The 18,385-nt window shown below is 67.5% G+C and carries 17 protein-coding genes; all 17 read right to left on the bottom strand.

Annotated elements, in window-relative coordinates:
- Window positions 1-211 precede the first annotated feature (211 nt).
- The 17 genes from ASC81_RS25260 to asnB all read right to left on the bottom strand — a co-directional run bounded on the left by ASC81_RS25260 (window position 212) and on the right by asnB (window position 18,383).
- Window positions 212-2,659: a type II secretion system protein GspD gene (locus tag ASC81_RS25260; RefSeq protein WP_056273863.1), complete on the bottom strand. Its 2,448-nt coding sequence runs from the start codon at window positions 2,657-2,659 to the stop codon at window positions 212-214.
- Window positions 2,656-3,141, bottom strand: coding sequence for a hypothetical protein (locus tag ASC81_RS25255; protein WP_056273861.1), 486 nt, complete (start codon window positions 3,139-3,141; stop codon window positions 2,656-2,658). The genes ASC81_RS25260 and ASC81_RS25255 overlap by 4 nt, the downstream gene beginning before the upstream one ends.
- The gene (locus ASC81_RS25250) at window positions 3,138-3,833 is read right to left on the bottom strand and encodes a hypothetical protein (protein ID WP_056273858.1); all 696 of its coding nucleotides are present in this window, start codon (window positions 3,831-3,833) and stop codon (window positions 3,138-3,140) included. Before ASC81_RS25250 ends, ASC81_RS25255 begins: the two co-directional genes overlap by 4 nt.
- Entirely contained in the window at window positions 3,830-4,891 is a 1,062-nt protein-coding gene (locus ASC81_RS25245; RefSeq protein WP_056273856.1) for a hypothetical protein, read from the bottom strand. Before ASC81_RS25245 ends, ASC81_RS25250 begins: the two co-directional genes overlap by 4 nt.
- Window positions 4,892-4,906: 15 nt before the next feature.
- Window positions 4,907-5,929 (bottom strand): type II secretion system protein GspK, encoded by a 1,023-nt coding sequence (locus ASC81_RS25240; protein ID WP_056273852.1) that lies wholly within the window; start codon window positions 5,927-5,929, stop codon window positions 4,907-4,909.
- Complete coding sequence (locus tag ASC81_RS25235; RefSeq protein WP_156392426.1) at window positions 5,926-6,576, bottom strand: prepilin-type N-terminal cleavage/methylation domain-containing protein; 651 nt, start codon at window positions 6,574-6,576, stop codon at window positions 5,926-5,928. The genes ASC81_RS25240 and ASC81_RS25235 overlap by 4 nt, the downstream gene beginning before the upstream one ends.
- Window positions 6,573-7,013 carry a type II secretion system protein gene (locus ASC81_RS25230; protein ID WP_056273850.1) on the bottom strand — a complete coding sequence of 147 codons (441 nt, stop codon included), beginning with the start codon at window positions 7,011-7,013 and terminating at the stop codon, window positions 6,573-6,575. Before ASC81_RS25230 ends, ASC81_RS25235 begins: the two co-directional genes overlap by 4 nt.
- A complete protein-coding gene (locus ASC81_RS25225; protein ID WP_056273848.1) occupies window positions 7,010-7,447 on the bottom strand; it encodes a type II secretion system protein in 438 nt (145 codons plus the stop codon). Before ASC81_RS25225 ends, ASC81_RS25230 begins: the two co-directional genes overlap by 4 nt.
- Window positions 7,448-7,457: 10 nt before the next feature.
- Entirely contained in the window at window positions 7,458-7,916 is a 459-nt protein-coding gene (gspG, locus tag ASC81_RS25220; protein ID WP_056273844.1) for a type II secretion system major pseudopilin GspG, read from the bottom strand.
- A 2-nt stretch (window positions 7,917-7,918) separates the two neighbouring features.
- Complete coding sequence (locus ASC81_RS25215) at window positions 7,919-8,941, bottom strand: type II secretion system F family protein (protein WP_235533786.1); 1,023 nt, start codon at window positions 8,939-8,941, stop codon at window positions 7,919-7,921.
- A 197-nt stretch (window positions 8,942-9,138) separates the two neighbouring features.
- The gene (locus ASC81_RS25210) at window positions 9,139-10,176 is read right to left on the bottom strand and encodes a glycosyltransferase (protein ID WP_056273838.1); all 1,038 of its coding nucleotides are present in this window, start codon (window positions 10,174-10,176) and stop codon (window positions 9,139-9,141) included.
- Complete coding sequence (wecB, locus tag ASC81_RS25205) at window positions 10,173-11,312, bottom strand: non-hydrolyzing UDP-N-acetylglucosamine 2-epimerase (protein WP_056273834.1); 1,140 nt, start codon at window positions 11,310-11,312, stop codon at window positions 10,173-10,175. Before wecB ends, ASC81_RS25210 begins: the two co-directional genes overlap by 4 nt.
- A complete protein-coding gene (locus ASC81_RS25200) occupies window positions 11,309-12,538 on the bottom strand; it encodes a lipopolysaccharide biosynthesis protein (protein WP_056273829.1) in 1,230 nt (409 codons plus the stop codon). Before ASC81_RS25200 ends, wecB begins: the two co-directional genes overlap by 4 nt.
- Window positions 12,538-13,545 carry a hypothetical protein gene (locus ASC81_RS25195; RefSeq protein ID WP_056273826.1) on the bottom strand — a complete coding sequence of 336 codons (1,008 nt, stop codon included), beginning with the start codon at window positions 13,543-13,545 and terminating at the stop codon, window positions 12,538-12,540. The genes ASC81_RS25200 and ASC81_RS25195 overlap by 1 nt, the downstream gene beginning before the upstream one ends.
- A gap of 1 nt (window position 13,546) precedes the next feature.
- Window positions 13,547-14,341 (bottom strand): FkbM family methyltransferase, encoded by a 795-nt coding sequence (locus ASC81_RS25190; protein ID WP_056273823.1) that lies wholly within the window; start codon window positions 14,339-14,341, stop codon window positions 13,547-13,549.
- Window positions 14,338-16,395: a glycosyltransferase gene (locus ASC81_RS25185; RefSeq protein WP_056273820.1), complete on the bottom strand. Its 2,058-nt coding sequence runs from the start codon at window positions 16,393-16,395 to the stop codon at window positions 14,338-14,340. Before ASC81_RS25185 ends, ASC81_RS25190 begins: the two co-directional genes overlap by 4 nt.
- Complete coding sequence (gene asnB, locus ASC81_RS25180; RefSeq protein WP_056273818.1) at window positions 16,392-18,383, bottom strand: asparagine synthase (glutamine-hydrolyzing); 1,992 nt, start codon at window positions 18,381-18,383, stop codon at window positions 16,392-16,394. Before asnB ends, ASC81_RS25185 begins: the two co-directional genes overlap by 4 nt.
- Window positions 18,384-18,385 lie beyond the last annotated feature (2 nt).

The following is an 18,385-nucleotide window of genomic DNA, read 5'->3' as shown; positions in this document are numbered from 1 at the left end:
GTTTGCCGGACACACCGCTGCACCGTTGGTTGATGTGACAGCTACCGAGCAGTATACCCACTGCCCAGGGGGCGGCAATGGCGAAACGTTATGCAATGCTCGTTTTGTTGAAAGTATCGGGTTTGTCTGAGGGGTTTATTCAACCCCTGAAGGGATGGTTGCGGTCTTTACGTCTGTGTGAGACACAACCGAGGCACCGCAGGGTTGGTGGTCATCGCTTGCGGTTCACGGCATCCATGAGCTCCTTCAGTAGCTGTGGGTCTTCTACAGGCTTCCCTGCACCCGAATTCGGCTTGTCACCGGCCCGGCGGGGCTGGGGATCAGAGGCTGGCGTCGCAGGAGCGCCGGCTTGGGAGCGAACGTTAGCGGAAGAGTCGAGGACTCCGGCCGGTCGGGTGGCTGTACCCAGGGGAAAGTCCTGAGCGGATTGTTGTTGCGTGCCAACGCCGGAGGCGGCTGCACTTGGTCTCGAGGGCTTCTCGGCTTCGACGGGCGGTAGCTCATAAGGCTTGCCGACGTTGGCATCGCCGGGACGAATCGCCGCGGGCGGGCGAGTGACGGGGTCGACCAACGGTGGGCGCAACTGTTGCAAAGGCGTGCTGTTGTCCCAGCTGAACTGCCGGCGGAATGCGTCAGTGATGGCACGCGCCTCGAATTCGTCGTTGATGACGTACGGCGTCACGAGCACGACGAGTTCCGTGCGGACGCGCTTGTCGGTGCTGCTCTTGAAGAGATGGCCGACCACGGGGATGTCCTTCAACATGGGAATGCCGCTGTTGGATACGGTGTTGTCCATGCGCATGAGTCCGCCGAGCAGCACGGTTGTGCCGTCTGCCACAGAGAGCTTGGTCGTGAGTTTGCGGCTGGAAAAGGTGGGGGTTGTTTGAACACCAAGGTCGGTGGCCACGACTGCAGAGACCTCCTGGCTCACGTCGAGGTCGATACGGCCACCCGCGTGAATGACGGGCTTGACGTTGAGGATGACGCCGGCGTTGCGGTACTGAATGGTCTGCAGCACATTGGCCGACGAGCCGCCACCAGGCACGCCGGAGCCATTGGTGGCCTGCTGCTGCTGGGTGATGATTGGCACGTCCTGTCCGACTTGGATGGACGCGGTCTCTCCATTTCGAGCCAGGATGCTGGGGTTGGCGAGGATGCGGGCCTTGCTGGCGACGGCGAGCGCGTTCAACAGCGCGTTGGTGCTGCTGGTGCGGCTGGTGATTTGCGCCACCATGCCCGCGCTACTGCCGGTGCTGGTGAGGCTGCTCAGATTGACGTTGAATCCACCGATACGGAACTGGTCAAGAATCCATTTGAAACCCAGGGTCTCGGTGTCGTCCAGCGCGACTTCAGCGACTGTGACAGAAACAAGCGCGGTTCGGGCGGGGCGGTCCAGTTCCTGCAAGAGGCCGAACCATTGCTGGTACTCGGTGGGACTGCCTTGAATGATGAGGGTGTTGCTGGCCGCATTGACGACCACGCGGGACTTGACCGCGGTGCTGTTCGGGCCGGGGGCAGCAGCAGGATTCATGACCTCCTGCAGCGTCTTGGCCAGTTCGCCCGCATCCATGTTGCGTACGGGATAGGTGAAATAGCCGGCCGAGCCACGGCCGCTGGCGGGCTGGTCGAGTTCCGTGGCCCAGCGCAGCACGTGGTTGAGCACGTTGTCTGACGTGGCGTAGACGATGACGGAATTCAATGGGCCGATGGGCAACAGGATGACCGGGGCCTGCGCGGTGCCGCTGTTGCCGACGCTGTAACCCTGGGCCTGAAGAACATCGGTCAGCTTCTTCGAGAGTTCGTCGGCCGACCAGTACAGGGGCGCGATGCGGGCGCTCGTGCGGCCCCGCATCAGGGGCTGGTCCAGCACCTGAATGGCCTCTAGGGCCGCGTTCACGTCATCGGTCTGGCCGCTGAGCAAGACGGCTTGGCGAGCCAAGTCGTCCTGCACGTTGACGCGCTGCCCGAACAACGTTTTGAGCCAGCTGCTCACGTTGCTGGGGCTGACGCTTTCCAGTTCGGCCATGTAGAACACCGGGCGCAGCGATTGCGGCACGTCGGCAGACGCGCGGCCACGTTGCAGTTCGGGCAGGTAGCCGGCGTTGCCGCCCGCGGGTGTAACCCGCACAAGGTTGTCGAACTCAGTAACGGCTATGCCGTAGCTCTTGAGCACCGCCCGCGCGGCCTCGGCCAGCGCCGTTGCGGACAACGTCTTGCCCGACTTGAGCGAGACCAGTTCCTTGCGCGTGGCGATAGCCGGGTCGACCGAAACGTTGCGCTTGAGGATGGTGGCGTAGACGGTGTCGATGAAGACGGGCAGTGGCAGTTGTTCCAGCGCGACCGAAGCTTCGATATCGGGCTCGGCAGGATTGCTGCGCGCAGGGTTTGCGCGCGTGGCACTGCGCCCGCCGGGTTGGGCTGCGGGGGTCTGGAAAAGGCGGACGTTGCCGGCCTGCTCTGCGCCCGCGGCGGAAGCAGGCGCTCCTGCGGGCGCACCCCGGATGGGCAAGGGCTCCGCCGATTCGGCACGACGATCTGGAAGGATGGGGGACGTCAGATGCTGGCAGCCGGCGAGCAGTGTCGCCACCGAGGCGGCCGCGGCCGTGGCGATCAGGCGGCGGGGCAACAGGTGAGGCGTGGATGGGGCGGGCTTGGTCATGGCTCGATCAACTGAATGGTGCGCTTTCGGCCTTTGGCGTCCTGCAGCAGGACGCCGGTAGCGCCGATGGATTTGATGCGTTCGCCGTTGGGCAGCTTGTCCCCGGCCTTCAACAGCAGCGGGGGATGCTCATTGGCGGTCATCACCAGCTGGCGTTGGCCGCGGTTTTCGGTCAGGGCGGCGAAGCGCCAGACTATGTCGTCGCCACCTGCGCCCGCCGTCGTAGCGGTGCCAGGTGTCGGGGCTGCGGCGGTCCGCTTCAGTGCGAAAGGGTCAAGCGCCTGAAGGCGGGAGGCCAACGGGTCGCGCGACAGATCGGCCGTGCCGCGGATTGCGGGCGGCGCGGGCGGCTGCGCGGCAGCCGCTGCCGGCCCGGGCAGCGGTGCAGGCTGGTGCCACCACCAGCCCAGCGCGGCCAGGCCTGCCCAGGCGATCCATGCCGCAGCGAGGCGGGCGAGCGGATGGGTGAGCAAGGCGTTCATCGGGTGGCAGGCTTGGCGACGGCGTTGTCCGCAGGCAAAGCTTCAATGATGACGGGTATGGAGACGCTCATCTCGACGCGGCGGCTGCGCTTGGAGACCGACAACGCGTCGACGCTGGCGAGCTGGCCACCGCGCTCGATGCGCTGCAGCACGGTTTCCAGCGTGCCGGGCGCGAGTTCGAAGCTGATCTGCGCACGCGCACGCACGGCCTCGCGGGCCAGCCGAGCACCCAGGCCAGACGGTGTCGTGGTTTCGGCGGGCTCGCTGGCCGAAGCCGCCTGAGCCGGCGTGGCAGGCTGTACGGGCTGCAGGCGCAGGGTGGGGCGGGCAATGTCCGCCTCCTTCAGCATGCTGCTTAGCCAATCTCGGAGCATGGCCTGGGCCTGCGCTTCGGAGGGCGCGTGCCAAAGCTGTTTCTGCAGCGTCTGCTGCGCGGTGCCGAGCTGGTCGCTCAACTGCACCCAGTCGACGCGGTCGGCCGAGATCTGCAAGGCCTGGACCCGCTTGCGCTGAGCGGCAAGTTCCCGGTCGAGCTTCTGCTGGTACTCCCAGGCCCGCATGCCCAGCTCGCCACCTGCGGCGAGCAGGCCGAGGCCGATCAGAAGCCACAGCGTGCGGTTCTGGGGCGAGGGCCGCAGTTGGGCGCGCAGCTGCCGCCACTGGGACAAAAGTTGAGTGGCGAGCGTGCTCATGGGCCGACGACACGCATGTTCAGGATTAGGCTGGTGTTGGATGAGTCGAGGCCGATGCGCACGTCGCTGAAGCCTTGCAGCCGTTCGATGCGCCGGGTGATGTCAAGCATGACGAGCTGGCCCTCGGGGATGTCGAGCGTGAGCTTGAGCTGGCTGTTGCGGTAGTCCCATTCGGCCAGGCTGGGGGCGACCGGCGCGGCGACCGCGGCATTGGTTGGGGGGGCGGTAATGGCCCCCGGCGTGGCTGGCGGGGCGGACGCCGCTACTGGCGGCACGCCAGGTGGCGCGGCGAGGATGCCGCTGGCGACCACCTTGTCCAGCAGCTCGAGCTGCGAACTGCGTGGAGCGAGTGCGCGAAGTGCATCGAAGTCGTCGCGCAGCGACAGGTAACGGCTGCGCTGGCCCAGGGCCTGCTCCCGCTCGCTGCGCAGTTGCTTGAGCAATGCCTGATCGTCGCGCAACTGGTGCAAGGTCTGCAGGTGCGCGCCAATGCCGAAGGCGATCAGGCCGCCCAGCAGCAAGACGGCGGCCTGCCAGCGCCAGCCGGCCCATGGGTCTGCCGCGGGAAGGTTGTCGCCGCGCAGCCATTGCTGAGAGGGAGCGCCGAGCTTGGCAGGCGCGCTACGCTGCGGAAGCGGGTGATCGTCGGGTTGCAGGCCGGCGGCACGCACGAAGAGGGCCCAGTCCTGCGCTGTGGGCAAGGAGGGCCACCAGCGGGTCAGTCGAAGTTCACCGTCGACCCAGTACTGCGCTTCGCTGCCCGCGCCGCGAGCCAGCAGGCGCGGTCCCTGGCCGGCTTGTTCGAGCAAGGGTTCTGGCCAGTGCTGTCGCAGTTTGCTGGCCTGGACATCGGCAGCTGGCTGCCACAGCCAGGCATGGGTCTGACCGTCGCCCTGCTCTCGATAGACAAAGGCCAGTCGCGCGCCGGCTGGAGCGTAGGGCAGCAGCTGCAGGCGCATCGCAGACTGCAGCGCGCGCCCCTTCAGCGGCGGAAGTTTGAGCGTCACATGGCGCAGCTCACTGCGCTCGATGGGGACAAAGCTGGGGCGGCTGAACATTCCTCGGCGACGGCGTCAGGGCGGAGATGGGGGGCTGGACAGGTCGTTGCTGAAGGGGGACCACAGCGGCGGCGGCGGCGTGTCGGGCAACTGGTCTGGCAGGGCTTGGAGCTGTTTGGGGTCGGGAAGCGGTTGTCGGCGCGGCTGGCGGTAGCTGTAGTTGACATGCCAGGGGGTGAACGCGCTCTCGCCCGTGCTCGACACTGACAGGTGCTGGCACCAGTCGACGCGCAAAGGGCAGATTGTGACCAACACCTCACTGGACGGGACGGTGATGTAACGGCCCATGGCTAAGAAACTGGTTTCGGCGAGCGTCGGCAGGGCGTCAATGTTCAGGAAGGTGCCGGGCACGCGAGCTTTCACGAGTTCGTCCGCCACGGTCCGGTCGAGGCCGGTCATGGCGGAGAGCACCGGACCTACAACGGTGTAGCGGTTCACCGAGCGCACCGGGCCGGTGTGGACGTTGGCGGCAAAGCGTTCCAGGAAATCCTGCGGCAGGTCCCGCCAACCGACAAGCCGCTGCAGCTCGGCCGGGGTGAGCACGCGGCCATTGCGAGGGGGCGGGAGCTTGGCGGGGAGGTAATCGGGCAACTCGGCGCCGTTGAGCCGCTCCAGATCGTCCTTGTCAGTGTAGTCGAGCAGCGCGTCCGTCAGTCTTTCGATCTGGCCGTGGTCGGCCAGGCCAAGGGCGACAAGCAATTGATAAATGTCCTGGCGGGGTGCGCGGCGCAGGCCGAGCAGCGCGCCGGCGTCGGTGTAGCGGACCACGGCGCCGGAGCTGCTGAGATAGGGCCGGCCGTCGAGCTTGATCGATCCCATGCTGTCGCCGCGGCGGTAGAGGGCGCCGCTGAGAAAAAGAGCGTCGGCGCTCGCTTCCGCGACTTGCCGGGTAGCGATCCGGTCTGCCTCGATGGCCAACACGAGCCGGCGCAATTCGTCGCTGCGTTGGGCCATCATCGCTATGCCCACCGCGATCAGCGCGAGGATGGCGACGGTCACGGGCAGCACGAATCCGCTGCAGGCTTGAGGCGCTTTCATGGACTGTTCAAGTCGGCGATGGGCGAGGACGGCTCGCTCAGGCGCCAACTGGAGGCCCGCGGTGCGGCCAGGAGTTCGTGGGAGCGGGTCTCGCCGATGAAGGTGTACGAAAAGGCCACGAGCACCGGTAAATAGCTGTCGCGCTCCATCGGCAGCGGCATGCCGGCTTGCGGCGACGGTGGGGGCCAGGCGTCGTGCCAGGCGCCGGCTTGGTCGAGGTAACGCCAGCGAGCCTGGCTGAAGCGCCAGGGCAGGGGCTGGCTGTCGGCGTCGCCATGGGTGATCTGCAGCCGTCGGCCAGCGTCGGTGGTTTCAAGCTTGACGGAGGTGGGCAGCGGTGCTGCGCCGATGGTGGCGAGGAGCGAGGTGCTGGTCTCGGCGACGAAGCCCTTGTCATCGGCACTGAACTCCACGCCGGCTTGGTAGTCCGGAACAAGTGTTTCGCTGATCAACTGGCGCAGCAAGAGCGCGAGTTGCTGGTGGGTGCGGGCATGTTCGGCGGCAGCACCAAGCTTGGCCTGCGCGTTCAGGCTCTGGTGCCAGCCGAGCGTGAGGACGGCGAACAGCATGGCGAAGATGGTGACGGTAACCAATACCTCGAGTAGCGACAGGCCGAGTTGCCGGTGAAACGGCCGGGAGCGACTCATGGCGGGTTGGCGCCGAAGATGCCAGAGGGCCTTGCGCGCGCGGCCCTGTGTCCCGCGACCTGCAAGTCACGCTGCAGCACGATCACCTCGTCAGCCCGGCGCAGCACGCGCAGGTTGACCTTGTAAAGCGCCACCTGGTAGGGGCTCATGCCCATGGGATGCCGGACCTGGTCCACCAGTGGGCGCAGCGGCTCGGATTGCCAGTCGTAGACGTAGAGTTCGGTCTGCAGCTTGCCTTGCGGCTGATTGGCGGGATTGATAGCCTGGCTCAACTCGATCAGGTTGCGTTCGATCTCGGCCTCGTCAAGCAACTCCACCGCGCGGTTGGCGGTGCGGTAGGTCTGGCCCGCCCAGCTGAAGAGCCCGGCGCCAAAGGTGGCGACGATCACCAGAGCCACGATGACCTCAAGCAGCGCAATGCCGCGGACAGTGTTCACGAACCGCCTCCCAGCTCGGTGACCTGCAGCTCACAGCTCAGTGCGCCGAAATGTAGGCGCCAAGTGCGCACGGGTGTCGGGGCGGTCAACAGCAGGCTGCCCTCAGTGCAGCTACCGGCACGGCCCAAGCGTGGCGGGGGATCCTGCGGCACCAGCGTCCAGCCAGGTGGGAGATCCATCGGCGGCTGACCATCAGCCATCGGGCGGATAAGACCGCTAGCGTCGAGCTTGAGTTCTGCCCCCATCGCAGCAGCCCGCACCGGTAGCAAGCGGGCGCTGCCAACCACCTGGGCTAGGTCAGCGGCCCGGTAGGCGGCGTCCAGCCGCCGCGCGAGCGCGGGTACGGCCACGGCCGCAACCAGGCCGATGATGGCGAGCGCCACGACGACTTCGATCAGCGTGAAGCCGCCGTCAGCACGGAGGCGGCCGGGCATCGTGGCGGGGTCAGTTCGGCGCGTCGGCGCCCGGCTTCTTGGTGGTGCCGACGTCCGCATCGATGCCTTCCCCTCCCGGCTTGCCGTCGGCGCCAAGCGAAATAATGGAGAAGGCGCGGCCATCCTCGCCCGGTACGCGGTACTGATACGGATTGCTCCATGGGTCCTGCGGCACGGCCTCATCGAGGTAGGGACCTTTCCAGCGCTCCCGCAGCTTGGGGTCGGTGGGCGGCGTGCTCAGAAGATCCAGACCTTGCTCGGTCGTCGGGTAGCTGCCGATGTCCATGCGCAGGGATTCGACGGCACCGCGCAGCAGCTTGATCTGCACGCCGGCGGTCTGCACCTTGGAGGAGTCGACCTTAGCGAAAAGACGCGGGCCGACGAGGCCGGCGACCAAGCCAATGATCACGAGGACCACCAGCATTTCGAGCAGCGTGAAGCCGCGGGTGCGGCGGGCCTTGTTGAACATGTTCAGAACTTCACCTCAGACAGGGACGTGAGGGCCAGCACAACGCCCACGACGACGAGCGCAATGATACCGCCCAGCACCAAAATGGCCGCCGGCTCGATCAGCGCGACCAGGCGGCGCCGGGTGCTGCGGTTCGCCTCCAGCGAGTAGGCGGCCACGTGGCCCATCATCTGCCCGAGCTGGCCTGTGCGTTCGCCTACACGCACCATGCTGAGGGCGGTGGCAGGCAGCAGTTGGCGCTCCTGCAGCGAGCGCGAGAGCGGTTCGCCACGGCCGATGTCCGCGACGCACTCGCGCAGCCCGTGCTGGATATCGGGCAGGCTGACGGCAGCGGCCGTGAGGTCGAGTGCAGTCAGGATGGGCACCCGGCTTTGCAGCATCAGCGCAAGCATGCCGGTCCAGCGCGACAGCTCCTGCTGATGCAGCCAGGGACCGAGCAGCGGCCATTGCGACAACATGCTCCTGATGCGCTGGGGCCCCAGCGCTCGGCGTACCGCAATTCCAATAGCAACGGTAGCCGCCATGCCCAACATGACGGCGACGACATGCTCGTTGAAGAACGTGCCGACGGTCAGCACGGCCGCCGACAGCCAGGGCAGTTCGACGTTCTTGCCGGCCAGCAGGCTGGAGAAGCGCGGCACGACGAAAGAAAACACGAAGAGCACGGCCGATACGCCCGCGCCGATCAGGATGCTGGGATAGACCAGCGCCTCGGAGGTCTCCGCCCGGATCTGTTCATCGAAATCGAGTTGCTCGGCAGCGCGGGTCAGCGCGGCGGGCAGATCGCCCGTCGATTCACCGGCTGCAACCAGGGCGAGCACATAGGGTGGCAGTGGCAGGGCGGGAGACCCGGCCTGCTGTTGAAGTGCGGCGGAGAATCGTTCCCCGGACAGCACAGCCGACAGCACGGCAGTGAGCGGCTCGCCTTGGGGAACGTCGCGACGGCCATCGAGCAGGGTGCGCAGCGACTCCTCCAGCGTGACGCCCGCCTGCAGCAGCGAGGCGAGTTCGCGCACCAGCAGCATGGCGGCCACGCGTGGCTTCTCGCGGCGGCCTTTGCGGCCTTGCGCAGTGCGGCGCTTGCGCAATGGTTTCAGCTCGATGGGGCTGAGCCCCTGCCGGGCCAGCGCTTCAGTGGCTTCGTCTTCGGTAGAAGCGTCGAGTTCGCCCTTTTGCAGGCGGCCCTGGGTGTCCAGGGCTTGATAGGCGTAGGGCATGAGCATCAGCGGGCGAGTACGGCGTAGGGCGCGAACCCGACCACCGGCGAAAACCGATTTTCCCATAGCCGCTTCAACCCGGCCCGGTGCTCCGGCGTCGCACGAGTCAACAGCGTGCGCAGCTGGGTATGGAAATCGGTCAAGCGATGGTGGTCGAAGGTCAGGCCCGCGCCCAGCGCGGCCAGCTCCCGATGGACGGCGATGTTGGACAGCAGGCAGGGACAGCCGGCGCGCAGCGCCTCCACGACGACCAGCGGCAGGCCTTCGGTCAGCGAGGGCAGCACCATCGCATCGGCCGCTTCGAGGACGGGGCCGGGTTGGGCGACATGGCCGGCAAGAAAAAGACGGCCGCCGAACTCGGCTGCGGCGGACTCGAGCGAGGCGTGCAGCGGGCCGTCGCCACAAAGCGCCAGTGCCAGGGTGGCATCGGCGCGCAGGGCGGGCAGCAGCGCCGTGACGTTCTTCAGCGTGGACAGCGTGCCGACGCAGGCGAGGACCGTGCGTCCCGCGGCGCGCTGCTCCGCCAGCCACGCGGCGACCGGGCGGGGCAAGGGTGCCGTCGCGACCGGCGCGCGGAAGTTGTAGGCCACGTCGAAGCTCAGTTCCGGCGCCAGCCGTGCGTAATGTCGCTGGCTGGCGCGCGAGACGCAGAAGCGTCGGTCCAGTCGCGCGACGGCGCGGCGCCAGAGCGACCAGGCGATCCGGACTTTCCAACGCGCGTAGCCATGGCGAAGGTCGGCCAGGAAGTTGTTGTGCGCCGTGGTGATCACGCGGCGCTGGGGCGAGGCGGCGAGCAGCGCGCCGAGCAGGTCGGGACGCAGGCAGTGGGTGTGGACGAGACCCCGCAGGCGCCAGAGGTCGGCAAGCCGGAAGCGGCGCACCTCATGCACTCCCGCCAGATCGGCGCGGCCGGGGCCGGATGAAAGATAGAGCCAGCGCACCTGCCAGCCCCTCGCGAGCGCAGCGCGCGCGAGTTCGGCAGCGACGTTGTTGGGCCCGGTGGCGTCGAGCCGCGGCGTGATCAGCGTGTAGATGGGCGTCATCGTCGGGCGCCGGCCTGCAGCAGGACGGCGACGATGCGCTCGCTGGCTCGCCCATCACCAAAGGGGTGGCGGGCCTGGGCCATGGCGGCGAAGGCGGCCGGGTTGTCGAGCAACTGGTTGCTGGCCGCGACCAGCGGTTCGGTGTGCTGGCCGATGAGCAGGGCGGTGCCGGCCTCGATGGCTTCCGGGCGCTCGGTGGTGTCACGGGTGACCAGGACGGGCTTGCCGAGGCCGGGCGCTTCTTCCTGGATGCCACCGCTGTCGGTGATGATGTGATGGCAGCGGCGCATCAACGCGACGAAGCCGAGGTAGTCCAGCGGTTCGATCAGGTGGATGTGCGACGTGCCGGCCAGCAGGGTGGCGACAGTCTCGCGCACACGAGGATTGAGGTGGACGGGGAAGACGATGTCCACATCGCCACGAGCGGCGAGCTGGCGCAGCGCGGCGCAGGTGGCCGCCAGCCCATGGTCGAGATTCTCGCGCCGGTGGCCGGTGACCAGGATGAGGCGCCGCCCTTGGGCCAGCTTGGCGCAGAGCTCGGGGCCCAGCTCCCGCTCGAGCAGCGCATCCAGGTCGGTGCGGCCGCACACCCACTGCAACGCGTCGATGACGGTGTTGCCGGTGATGTGGATGGCCGCTTCGGCAATGCCTTCGCGGCGCAGTTGGGCTGCGGCCCACGGCGTGGGGGCGAAATGCTCGTCGGCCAGCAGCGACAGGGTGCGGCGGTAGATCTCCTCGGGCCAGGGCGAATGACGCTGGCCGGTTCTCAACCCGGCTTCCACATGGGCCAGCGGCACCTGGACATGAAAGGCTGCAAGGCCGGCGGCAAAGGCAGTGGTCGTATCGCCCTGCACGACAACGCGATCGGGGTGCGTGGTGCGGATGAGCTCGCCGATGCCGGTCAGCGTGCCGGCCGTGAGCTGATTCAGGTCGGGTTGATCCTGCATCAGCCCCAGGTTCTCGTCCGGGGTCAGTCCGAAGGCCTTAAGGGCCTGGGCCAGCATCTCCTGGTGTTGGCCGGTGGCGCACAACAGGTGATCGACGTCCGGATGGGCCTGCAGGCGCTGGATGAGCGGCGCGAGCTTGATGGCCTCGGGCCGGGTGCCGACGACAGTGAGGATGCGGACGCGGGTCATGCGGATCGAAAGGGGCGCGAGGTGAGGGCGCAGACGGCGGCAAACAGCAGCAGCGAGGCGACGAGCCGGCCCGCCTGCATGCCCGCCACGCCGCCGAACAGACTGCCCAATCCGAGGAAGACGGCCGCCCACGACAGGCTGAGCAGGGCCGCCGGAGCATAGAGCCTGCGCGCCATCAGTTCGTTGTGAAGCAGGCTGAGTGCGAGCGCAAGGCTGGCATTGCACAGCATCCAGCGCGTGGCCCACAGATCGGTCAGTGCCGGGTTGCCGAGGGCGTGCAGGACCCACTCGGGCCGCCAACCGATCAGGGTGGCCGCCAGCAGGCCCGCTGCGGCGCTGCGGTAGACCCACGGGCGCAGGCTGCGCTGCGCCTCGCTGCCGCGGTCGTGCGCCGCGAGCAGAGGCAGCAGGGCTTGCCCGATCAGGCCGGGTGCGAAGAGCAGCAGCTGATGGACCTGTTCCAGCGCCTGGTATTGCGCCAGGTCTTCGGCAGGCGCGCCATGCCGCGTGACCAGCGCAGCGGCGGCAAAGGCGACGGGGGTCACGGCAGCGTTGGCAAGCGTGCCCCAGGCCACGTCCAGTCGAAACCGTGGCTTCTGGAGCGCGCAGGGCTCAGCCGGCGGCAATGCGCCATGCAGCAAGACGAGCCCCAAGGCGAGCGAAGCGGCGCTGCCCAGCGCCAGCCCCCAAAGCGATGCGCCGAGGCTGTGGCCGGTGACGAAACCGAAGCCCATGCCCAGCGCCTGGCCGATGCCGCCAACGCCAAGCACCAGCGCCGAGCGGCGCACCGCATGCAAGCCGTTGAGCAGGGCGCCGACAAGCAGCGTCAGTGACCAGGCCAGGCCGTGCGCGAGCGCGGGCCAGAAGGCCGCCGGATCGAGGTGATCGCCGAAAGCGCGGACGGCGACCGGAGCGCCGAGGGCCGCGATGGCGATCGTCAGCAGGCCGGACCAGGCCGCGCCCTGGCCCAGCGCCCGCAGTGCCAGCATGCGCCGCCCGGGGCCGGGGTCGGCCGCCAGCCGCTGCGTGGTTACCGCGCCCAGCGCGGCGGTGACGAGGCTGGCCGCCACCGACGCCCAGGCGAATGCGATGGACAGCGAGGCAAAGGCCACGGGGTCAAGCTGCCGCCCGAGTGCAATGAGCACGGCATAGGGCGCCAGGCGGCCGACAACACTGCCGGCGGTGAGCCAGGCCGAGCGCGACAGCAATTCCCGCCACATGGCCATCAAGCGGCTCCCATGCCGGTTCGCGAGAAGAAGTCGCGCAGCGCGGGCCGGTAGCCGGCAGGGTCGAGGTAGCGGTCGAAGGCGGCGCGGTAGGCGGCCAGCACGCTTTCGGCGTCGAGCGGCAGCGCCTCCAGCGCAAGCACCCGCTGACGGATGTGCGCGGCATCAAGGTTATCGAGCCAGACGATGGGTGATGTCGGTTCGAGGCGTTGCGCGAAGTCCTGTGCGGCGCGTGTCATGACCGGTATGACGCCGGCGGCCATGTAGCTCGACACCTTGGTGGGCGTGGCGACGCGGTTGACGACATGGTCCTCGCGCAGCACAAACCCGTATTTGAAGGCGGCGAGCGCCTGGGGCAAATCCGCGACCGGCACGTAGGCGATGCGGGTCGACGGCGTGCCGAGGGACTGCACCAGGGCCGCGGCCTGCTCCTGGTCGGCGGTCAGCAGCGTCAGCGTGGCCTCCGGCAACAGGCGATGGACGGCCGCGAACGCGGTGAGCGTGGCGGCCATGCATTGCCAGCGCTGCAGCCCGCCAGCGTAGACAAAGGCGGGGCGCCGATATTTGCCCGGACTTCGGAAGGCGTCCGGCACCGGCGTGGCGTTGACGCACGGCATGACGACGCTGTCCAGCTGCAGCCTCGGATACTTCGCTGCGAAGTGCTGCTGCATCGCCTGCGACACCATCAGCGCGCCGCGGCTGCGTTGCAGGGCCCAGCCTTCGACCCGGTTCCAGGCGAACTCCCGCAGCGGGCTGTCGAACTGCCATCGAGCCTCCTCCGGATACAGCCCTTGCAGCCATTGCCAGAGCCGCGCCTGTGGCCGGCGCAGGCTGATCCGGGCGGCACTCTTGCACTCGATGGTCAGCACATCGGCACGGTGCGGAATGGCGGCCAGATCGGGCGTGTGAACGAGCTGGTGGCCCAGTTCGTCCAGCACGGCGGACAGGCTGGCCAGGTATTGGTGGGTCGCGTCGTTGAGCTGGGCCGGCGGCGCGAAAAGATGCACCTCAGGCACGGTTCAGTACACCCAGGTCGGCAAGGCGCTGGCGGCTGACGAAGTGGCAGTCGAAGTCGATGAGCAGCGGGAAGAACTTGGCGTCGTGGGCTGGGATCAGCGAAGGGACGTAGCCCAGTGACTCGATGTGGGTCATCAGGTCGAGGTAGTGGGGCTGGCCTTCGTACATCGGCACGACGCTGAGTTCTGCCTGCAGGGCCGCAATGCGCGGCATGCTGGCGATGGCGCCGTCCAGCACCTGGCGTTCGTACCCCTGGACATCGAGCTTGAGGTAGACATTGCGGCTGTGCGGGAAGCTCGTCAGCGCGGCGTCCAGAGTGTCGACGTTGATCTCCAGGGTCTCCCGCACCGTGGTGAAGTCGGAAAGCCGCGACGTCGCTTCGGTGGAGGGCGTCAGCAGCGAACTCATCGGCGAACTCTGGACGACATGGAACGGGCGTGTCTCTGCGCGCGCGCCCAGGGCGCACGCGTGCACGCTCCATTTCGCATCGCGCTCTCCTCGCTGCTTCAGGTCCCGAGCCAGCGCGGGAATGGGTTCGAAACTGACCATCTCGCCGCGGTAGCCGACGCGCCGTCGAATGAAGTCGGCGTACTGCCCGCGGTTGGCGCCGACGTCGATGACGAGGTCGATGTCCAGCCTGTCGAAGAGGCGGCGCAGATAGTCAGCCTGTTGATGCTCGCCGAGCCGGTGCCAGTGCAGCCAGCGGTAGTCCATCGCGTGGCCGAGGCGGCGCATCACGCGTTGCCAGAGAGAGAGCTGGGCGTCGGGCATGGAAGGCGCCGTCATGCGCTCGCGCGGATGCCAAACGGGGAAAACACGGCCAGCAACAAGGCCTCATGGCGGCGTCGCCGGCCATGGCGCAGCAGCTGCAGCGCGTTCAGATGGGCGGGCGGCAGCGGTTGCCGACGCTGCTCGGCGACGATGCGCGAGACGTGGATAGCCTGCCGGATCTGCTGGTGATAGCCGCCACGGGCCAATTCACGCAGTCGCAGGAATGCCGCCTTGACTCCGGCATTGGCGCCCACTTCGTTATGCGGGTGCTGGCGGTAGAACATGCTGCTGGCGTTCTCTACGTGCCACCGGTAACCACTGGAGCGCGCAACGAGATAAAGAAACCAGTCGTGCTTCGGCAATGGCCCGACACCGCTGCGCTCCAGCTGTTCTATCCAGTCAGCGCATTCGCAGGCAAACGCGCGCGTCATCAGGAAGGTGCAGCCCGGGCCGGGCGGCTCGAAAAGGTGATCCCAGCGTCGCTGCGGATGCGACTTGCGGATATAGATGCGGCGGCCATTGGGCCAGAACGCGATGACGTCTGAAGAGACGCCCGCGGCGGCCTGGCTGCGTGCCAACGCGATGTGCCGCGCCAGCTTGTTGGGTTCCCAGACGTCGTCGTGGTCGGCCAGCGCGATGTAGTCGGCGGTGCTGCTGCGGGCGAAGCGCTTGAGCAGGTGATAGAAGTTGGCTGCCGCCGAGCCCAGGCGCTTGTCGTTGACAGTGACGGTGAGGCGTGCGTCCGTGGCGGCCCGCCGCTTCAGGATCTTCAGGGTGCCGTCCGTGGAAGCGTCGTCTCCCGCCGTGACGGCAAGGTTCACGCCCTGCTGGCCCAGCAGGGTGTCGAGCTGGTCGTCCAGCCAAGCTTCGCCGCAATAGGTCGCCAGCAGCACGTGGACCGTCGGTAGTCCGCTGATGTATGGCATCGGCTCTGCGGGGCCCTGGGACGCCACCCGCGGCGGCGTGGGGTGGCTCAACAGGTACAGGTACTGGTCGATGACGCGCCGTTCGTCGAAGGTCGTCTCTGCCAGCGCCCGGCTGCGCAGGCCCATGGCGCGCTTGCCGTCTGCGTCGAGGGCGACGAAGCGATGCATCGCCTGGGCCAGCGACTCCACCGAGCGAGGCTGGCACAGGTAGCCGTTGTCCCCGTCGACGACGGTGTCGCGGCAACCAGGCGCGTCGCTCGTCACCAGGGGCTTGGCCATCGCAGCGGCCTCGAGCAGGCTGCGGGGCACGCCTTCGCGGTAGGACGGCAGCACCACGCAGTCGGCGGCGTCGAGCAAGGGGCGCACGTCATCCAGGTGCTCCTGGTGCTCGATGAGGCCGGCGTCCTTCCATTCGCGCAGCTGATCAGGGCGCACGGCGGTGGGGTTGTCGGAGGTGGACGAGCCCAGCATGGTGAAGCGCAGGCCTGGATGGTCGCGCTTGAGCATGCGCGCCGCCTCAGCGAACTCGACGGCGCCCTTGTCCTTGAGCAGGCGGCCCACGAACAGGAAATGCGTTTGCGGCCCAGGACTAGGCGGACGTTGAGAAGGCAGGAAACGCCGCAGGTCCACGCCGGAGCCCGGCACGCGCACCGCCTGGCTGCGCGGCAGCACGCCTCGGGTCGTGAACACGCCCAGATCGTCCATGTTCTGGAAGATGACCCGGTGAGCCTGGCGCAGCGCCAGCCGGTAGAGCTGCACGACCAGCAGGGTGATGGCCGAGGGCTGGATGAACGCACGCCCGAGGCCGGAGATGTTGGGCAGGAAAAGCGTCTTTTGGCCCCACAGCGCGAGGCCGCTGTAGATGTTGGCTTTCGGGGTATAGGACAGCAGTGCGTCGATACGCTGGTTGACGAGCAGCCGGCGCAGCCGCCACACGGCGCCCAGCTCGGCCAGTGGATTCATGCCGGCGCTGGCAACGTCCCAGTTGAAATGCTCGAAGCCGGCGGCTTGCAGCATCCCGGTGTAGCTGTCCATGGGGCTGATGAACAGCACCTGGTGCCCGGCCTGGCGCAGCTCCTGGGCCAGGTTGAGCCTGAAGTTGTGCAGATACCAGGCCGAGTTCGCAATGATGGCGATCTTCACGTGGTGCAGGCCTCTTCAGCTGCCGGAGAAGCCCCGCACTGCTCGAATCCCGAATCGCGGCTAGTCTCGCGATACCAAGCCTGAAACATCAGCACGTCCCAGATCTGGTATTGCCAGTTGCGCTTTCCGCTCTGGTGTTCCTGCCAGCGACGCTGGACCTCTGCGACGTCGAACAGTCCGCCGCGGTGCAGTGCGCGAGGTTCGATGAGGTCGGCCGCCCAATCGCGCAGGGGCCCGCGCAGCCAGGCGTCGAGCGGCACGGCGAAGCCTTGCTTGGGCCTCTCGATCAGTTCCCTCGGCACATCGCGGTACAGCAACTCGCGCATCAGCCACTTTCCCTTGCCGCCGCGGATCTTCTGATGCATCGGCACGCGCCAGGCGAACTCGACGACGCGGTGATCGAGCAGTGGCGCGCGGGTCTCGAGGCTGGCGGCCATGGCAGCCCGGTCGACCTTGACGAGGATGTCGTCCGGCAGATAGGTGATCTGGTCGAGCAGGCTCATGTACTGGATGTCAGAGAAGCCTGCGAACGATTCACGCTTGAGTTGCAGCAGAGTCGGCGGTTCGGTGGCTCCCAGCACGGTGCGCGCCGGCTCACTCCAGTGCGAAACCAGTGCGCGGTACATCTCGGCCTGCGTCTGCGCGGGCAGCATCGTCTGCGCGAATTTGTGCACCTTGTCGCCAATATTGCCATGCGCACGCGTGGCGGGCAGCAGCCCGCCCAGCGCGTTCCACGCGCCCGGGCTCAGTCCCAGCGCAGCCTTGGCGGCCACTTGACGCACGGCGAGCGGCAGACGCGCCAGGCGATGCCAGACGCGGTCGGCAAGGAGGTAGCGGTTGTAGCCCGCGAACAGCTCGTCGCCCGCATCGCCTGACAGGGCCACTGTCACGTGTCGACGCGCCATCTCGGCCACCAGGAAGGTGGGGATCTGCGAGGAATCTGCAAAAGGCTCGTCGTAGATGGCCGGCAGCTTCGGAATGACGGCCAGTGCATCTTCCGGGCTGACGTACAGCTCTGTGTGATCGGTTCCGAGATGAGCCGCCACAGCCTTGGCATGATGGGCCTCGTTGTAGGCCGACTCGGTGAAGCCGATAGTGAAGGTGCGCACGGGTGCGCTGGCGTGGCGGCACATCATGGCGGCGATCAGTGACGAGTCCACGCCGCCCGACAGGAAGGCGCCCAGGGGAACGTCGGCGACCATTTGGTCCTTCACGGCGGCGCTGAGCACGGCATCGAGCGCATCAACGGCCTGCGCATCGTCAAGACCGAGCGGCGACGCGTGGCCCGAGCGTGCTGCCGTGATGCAGTCCCAGTACTGGCCGCTGCGCGTCGTGCCGTCGCGCTTGACGGTCAGCCATTCGCCCGGCCGCAATTTCCGGACGCCGCGATAGACGCTGTAAGGAGCAGGGATCGCGTTGTGGCGCATATAGAGCGCCAGCGCATCCCGATCGATCTCGCCCTGCCAGCGCGGATGCGCGCGCAGCGCCTTCAGTTCGGAGCCAAAGGCGATGTCGCCGCTTGGCAGCCGGCCCCAGTAGAGCGGCTTCTCTCCCATGCGGTCGCGCGCCAGCGTGAGCTCGCGCCGCTCCCGATCCCACAACGCGATCGCGAACATGCCGACCAGTTTGGACAGCGTCGCCTGCAGTCCGTGGAGCGTGATGCACGCGAGCAGGGTCTCCGTGTCCGAGTGGCCGCGCCAGTTCCAGGCACCGATCTCCGCACGCAGCGCCAGATGGTTGTAAATCTCGCCGTTGTACGCCAGCACATAGCGGCCGCATGCTGACTTCATGGGTTGATGGCCGAGCGGCGTCAGGTCAACGATGGCCAGGCGGCGGTGGCCGAAGGCGATGCCGTTGTCCGCGTCTGCCCATTGCCCATCGTCATCCGGGCCGCGGTGGCGAAGGGCATCCGACATCGCCTTTGCGGTGCCCAGCAGTGACTCTTGGCTGACGTCGGAGATGGACAGGATTCCAGCAATTCCGCACATTG

Origin of the sequence: Pelomonas sp. Root405 (genome assembly GCF_001425165.1) — a bacterium.
In the GTDB taxonomy this organism is placed as follows: domain Bacteria; phylum Pseudomonadota; class Gammaproteobacteria; order Burkholderiales; family Burkholderiaceae_C; genus Pelomonas.
Note: the sequence above shows the minus strand (reverse complement) of the source record. Positions and strands in the feature narration are given on the sequence as shown.